At 70.0% G+C, this 5381-nt stretch carries 4 protein-coding genes and 1 pseudogene; 2 read left to right on the forward strand and 3 right to left on the reverse strand.

What is annotated here, in order from left to right:
- Positions 1-312, reverse strand: a pseudogene (locus VFM98_RS21090) (type IV pili twitching motility protein PilT); the annotation flags it as partial.
- Between the two features lie 15 nt (positions 313-327).
- Positions 328-1371: a type IV pilus twitching motility protein PilT gene (locus VFM98_RS21095; protein ID WP_325111854.1), complete on the reverse strand. Its 1044-nt coding sequence runs from the start codon at positions 1369-1371 to the stop codon at positions 328-330.
- A gap of 71 nt (positions 1372-1442) precedes the next feature.
- Between VFM98_RS21095 and VFM98_RS21100 the strand changes: the two genes are divergently transcribed.
- A complete protein-coding gene (locus VFM98_RS21100; protein WP_325111855.1) occupies positions 1443-2135 on the forward strand; it encodes a YggS family pyridoxal phosphate-dependent enzyme in 693 nt (230 codons plus the stop codon).
- Positions 2136-2206: 71 nt separating this feature from the next.
- The gene (locus VFM98_RS21105) at positions 2207-5164 is read left to right on the forward strand and encodes an L-glutamate gamma-semialdehyde dehydrogenase (protein WP_325111856.1); all 2958 of its coding nucleotides are present in this window, start codon (positions 2207-2209) and stop codon (positions 5162-5164) included.
- A gap of 6 nt (positions 5165-5170) precedes the next feature.
- On the opposite strand, the gene VFM98_RS21110 is transcribed toward VFM98_RS21105, so the two are convergent.
- On the reverse strand, positions 5171-5381 hold a 211-nt coding region (locus tag VFM98_RS21110), incomplete at its 5' end, for a hypothetical protein (RefSeq protein ID WP_325111857.1).

The raw sequence follows: 5381 nt of genomic DNA on the forward strand, positions 1-5381 counted from the left end.
CCGCAAAACCATGCCCACCTTGCCCTGCTGCACGAAGGCGTTGACGCGAAAGCGCCCCACGCCCGGCGGCGCGATGGCGAAGTTGCACTCCTTGGTGCGCTCGAACTCCGCGGCCTGCTTGTCGTTCATGATCGAGCGGGCCAGCGCCAGCGTGTGTCCGGCCGACAGCGGCTGCGGCGACACCTTGGTCACCTTGCCGTCGACCTTGATCGCCGGCGGGAATTCCGCCGTGATGAACAGGTCGCTGCCGTTGCGCCCGATCATCAGCTTCAGCAGGTCGTTGATGAACTTGGTTGCCTGATCGCGTTCCATGGTGGCGCGCCTTCCTTATCCGGGGAAATTCTCGGGGATCTTGGCCTTGCTGCGCGCTTCGGCCGGGGTGATCATGTTGCGCTTCACCAGGTCCGCCAGGTTCTGGTCCAGCGTCTGCATGCCGACGCTGTTGCCCGTCTGGATCGCCGAGTACATCTGTGCCACCTTGGCTTCGCGGATCAGGTTGCGGATGGCGGAGGTGCCGAGCATGATCTCGTGCGCCGCCACCCGGCCGCTGCCGTCCTTGGTCTTGCACAGGGTCTGCGAGATCACGGCCTGGAGCGACTCCGACAGCATCGCGCGCACCATCTCCTTTTCCTCGGCCGGGAAGACGTCGATGATCCGGTCGATGGTCTTGGCCGCGCTCGAGGTGTGCAGCGTGCCGAACACCAGGTGGCCCGTTTCCGCCGCCGTCATCGCCAGGCGGATCGTCTCCAGGTCGCGCATTTCGCCCACCAGGATGCAGTCCGGGTCCTCCCGCAGGGCCGAGCGCAGCGCGTTGGCGAAGGAGAGCGTCATCGGGCCCACCTCGCGCTGGTTCACCAGGCACTTCTTGGATTCGTGCACGAATTCGATCGGGTCTTCCACCGTCAGGATGTGGCCGTACTCCGTCTCGTTCAGGTGATTGATCATGGCCGCCAGCGTGGTGGACTTGCCCGAGCCGGTGGGGCCCGTCACCAGCACCATGCCGCGCGGCTTGAGCGCGAGGTCGGCGAAGATCTTCGGGGCGTTGAGCTGCTCCAGCGTCAGGATCTTGGAGGGAATGGTCCGGAACACGGCGCCGGCGCCGCGGTTCTGGTTGAAGGCGTTGACGCGGAAGCGCGCCAGGCCCTCGATCTCGAACGAGAAGTCGCACTCCAGGAACTCTTCGTACTGCTTGCGCTGCGAGTCGTTCATGATGTCGTAGACCATCGCGTGGACCTGCTTGTGGTCCATCGGGTCGACGTTGATGCGGCGCACGTCGCCGTGCACGCGGATCATCGGCGGCAGGCCGGCGGAGAGGTGCAGGTCCGACGCCTTGTTCTTCACGCTGAACGCGAGCAGCTGGGTAATATCCACGAATCCCTCGTACTTCCTCTTCTGGAATGGTCATCCAGGCGCGAGCCCCGCGCTGCCTGGGCCGAACCATTATGACGACGATCGCAGCCAACCTCCAGACCGTGCGTGAGCGGATCGCAAGCGCCTGTACAGCCGCCGGACGCGACGTGAACGAAATCACGCTGCTTGCCGTCTCCAAGACCTACGGGCCCGACGCGGTGCGCGTCGCGCATGCGGCCGGCGCCACGGCCTTCGGCGAGAACTACATCCAGGAGGCGGTGGAGAAGCAGGCCCTGCTGGGCGACCTCGACGTCGAGTGGCACTGCATCGGGCCGATCCAGAGCAACAAGACGCGGCTGGTGGCGGCCCACTTCGACTGGGCGCAGACGGTGGACCGGCTCAAGATCGCGCAGCGGCTGGCGGAGCAGCGGCCGGCGGAGCTGCCGCCGCTCAACGTGTGCATCCAGGTCAACGTCGACGGCGGGGCGAACAAGTCGGGCGTCGCGCCCGAAGAGGCACTGGCGCTGGGCCGCGCGATCCTGGAGCTGCCCCGCCTGCGCCTGCGCGGGCTCATGAGCATTCCCGAGCCGGCCGAAGGCTTCGCCGCCCAGCTCGTGCCGCACCAGCGCGCCCGCGAGCTGTTCGAGCAGCTGCGGCGGGAGGGTTTGCCGCTGGACACGCTCTCGATGGGCATGACGGAGGACCTGGAAGCGGCGATCGACGCCGGCAGCACGATGGTGCGGGTCGGCACCGCGATCTTCGGCCGCCGGAGCTATCCCGCCTGAGTCGCCGCGCAGGCCCGAAACCTTCGCACTACACCCCGCGGGCGCCCGGATGGTTCACCATCCGGTTCACCATGTCCGCCCAACGCCTGCCCTTCCCCTACCGGCCCGAGGCCGAGGTCGTCGCCCGGCGCCTGCAGGCGCTGCAAGGCGCGCTGGACTGGGCCGCCGCCGCCCTGGTCGCGACGCCCTGGGTGCGCGGCGTGCGCCGCCACCCGCCGCCCTTCTGGGCCATGGAAAGCCTGCTGAAGGAGTACCCGATCTCCAGCGCCGAAGGGCTGGCGCTGATGCGGCTGGCGGAGGCGCTGTTGCGGGTGCCGGACGCGGAAACGGCGATCGCGCTGACCGCCGACCAGCTCTCGCGGGCCGACTTCGAAGGCAGCCCCGACAGCGCGCTGGCCCGCCTGTCCTCCAGCGCCATCGCGTTGTCCAAGCGCTTCCTGCACGGCGAAGGCGGGCAGCGCGAGAGCGGCCTGTTCGCCCGGTTGGGCGCGCGCACGGTGGTGGCCGCGACCCTGCGGGCCGTGCAGTTGCTGGGGCGCCAGTTCGTGCTGGGGCAGGACATTGCCGAGGCCATGCACGAAGCGGCGGCGGCACGCCGGCGCCAGCCCAACCTGCGCTTCTCCTACGACATGCTGGGCGAAGGGGCGCGCACCGCGCCCGATGCCGAGCGCTACCTGCAGCACTACCGGCAAGGGATCGCCGCCATCGGCGCCGCGGTCGACCCGGCGCAGCCCGTCGAGGCCAACGACGGCATCTCGATCAAGCTCAGCGCGCTGCATCCGCGCTACGAGGCGCTGCAGCGCGAACGCGTGCTGCAGGAGCTGGTGCCGCGCGTGTGGGGCCTGTGCCGCCAGGCCGCCGACTTCAACATCAACCTCACCATCGACGCCGAGGAGGTGGACCGGCTCGAGCTCTCGCTGGACGTGTTCGAGGCGCTGGCGGCGCAGGTGGCACGCGAAACGCCGCAGTGGCAGGGCTTCGGCCTCGCCCTGCAGTCCTACCAGACGCGCGCGCAGGAGCTGGTGGCGCACGTGGCGGAGATCGGGCGCCGGCACGGCCTGCGCCTCATGTGCCGGCTCGTCAAGGGCGCCTACTGGGACGCCGAGATCAAGCGCGCGCAGGAACTGGGGCTGCCGCACTACCCGGTGTTCACGCACAAGCACCACACGGACATCTCCTATCTCGCCTGCGCCAAGGCGATGCTGGAGGCAAAGGACGTGATCTACCCGCAGTTCGCCACCCACAACGCGGGCACCATCGCAGCGATCCTGCAGATGGCGCGGCGCAACGGCGCAGCGTTCGAGCTGCAGCGCCTGCACGGCATGGGCGAGGGAATCTACCGCGAGGTGCTGCACGACCCGCAGGTGGCCTGCCGCGTCTATGCGCCCGTCGGCCAGCACCGCGACCTGCTCGCATACCTCGTGCGCCGCCTGCTGGAAAACGGCGCCAATTCGTCCTTCGTGCACCAGCTCGCCGACGAGTCGGTGGGGCTGGACGAACTGCTGCAGTCGCCGCTGCACCTGGCGCCCGTGTCCTCGCTGCCGCTGCCGCCGGATCTCTACGGCCCGGGGCGCCGCAACAGCGCGGGGCTCGACCTCGCGGTGGCATCGATGCGCGAACCGCTGGAGCAGGCCCTGGCTTCAACGACGGTGCCGATGATGGCGATGACTGATGTCGCCGCCGTGCCCGCGGCGGTCGAGCGCTCGCTGGCGGCCGGCGAGCACTGGGCGCGCACCCCGGTGGAACAGCGCGCCGCCATCCTGCGCAGTGCCGCCGACGCGATGGAGACCGACCTGCCGCGCCTGTGCGCCCTGCTGGTCAAGGAAGGCTTCAAGGCCTGGGGCGACAGCGTGGCGGAGGTGCGCGAGGCGGTCGACTTCCTGCGCTACTACGCCCAGCAGGCCGAACGCCTGCTGCAGCCGGTGGCCCTGCCCGGTCCCACCGGCGAGAGCAACGAGCTGCGCCTCACGGCCCGCGGCGCCTGGGTCTGCATCAGCCCCTGGAACTTCCCGCTCGCGATCTTCACCGGCCAGGTCGCGGCGGCCCTGGTCACCGGCAACACGGTGCTGGCCAAGCCGGCGGAGCAGACCCCGGCGATCGCCGCCGAGGCGGTGCGCCTGCTGCACGGCGCCGGCGTGCCGCGCGACGCGCTGCAGCTGCTGCACGGGCTGGGCGAGACGATCGGCGCCGCGCTGGTCGCCGAGCCGCGCATCGCCGGCGTGGTGTTCACCGGCTCCACCCAGGTCGCCCGCACGATCCAGCGCGCGCTGGCGGCCAAGGAGGGGCCGATCGTGCCGCTGATCGCCGAGACCGGCGGCATCAACGCGATGCTGGTCGACTCCACGGCGCTGCCGGAGCAGGTGGTCGACGCGGTGATGCAGAGCGCCTTCCGCTCCGCCGGCCAGCGCTGCTCGGCGCTGCGCCTGCTGTGCGTGCACGAAGCGATCGCCGACGGCGTGATCGAGATGATCGTGGGCGCGGCACGCGAGCTGGTCACCGGCGACCCGGCCGAATGGCGCACCGACATCGGCCCGGTGATCGACGATGACGCGTTCGCGAACCTGCAGCGCCACCTGCAGCGGTTGCAGCGCGAAGCCAAGGCGCTGCTGCCGCCTTCGCCTTTCGATCCGCGCACGCGGCTGATCACGCCGCAGGCGTTCGAAGTGGCGGGCGTGGAGCACGTGAAGCACGAGATCTTCGGCCCGGTGCTGCACATCGCGCGCTGGGGCGGCGATCCGCAGGCGGTGATCCATGCGATCAACCGGATCGGCTACGGACTCACGCTGGGCATCCAGACGCGCATCGACAGCCGCGCCGAGGCACTGGCGCGCGAGGCCCGCATCGGCAACGTCTACGTCAACCGCAACATGATCGGCGCCGTGGTCGGCGTCCAGCCCTTCGGCGGCGAAGGCCTGTCCGGCACCGGCCCCAAGGCCGGCGGCCCGCACTACCTGGCGCGCTTCTGCGCGGAGCAGACCGTCACTGTGAACACCGCCGCGGCCGGCGGCAACGTTGCGTTATTGACGTGAGCCGCCTCAACCCTTGAGCAGGTTGCGCGAAACGCGCTCCTTCACCGGGTCGCCGAGCAGTTCGTTCGCGCTCGGGAGTTTTCCGTCGTAGGCGCCCAGCACGTCCTGCAGGGCCTGGAGCGTGCGCTGCAGCTGGGCGGCAGCTTCGCCGCGTTGGGCCAGGTCGGCACGCACGTCTTCCAGCGCTCGGAACAGCAGCGCGCGGGTGTTGCCGCGG

It is taken from the genome of Ramlibacter sp., from assembly GCF_035706265.1.
GTDB lineage: Bacteria > Pseudomonadota > Gammaproteobacteria > Burkholderiales > Burkholderiaceae_C > Ramlibacter.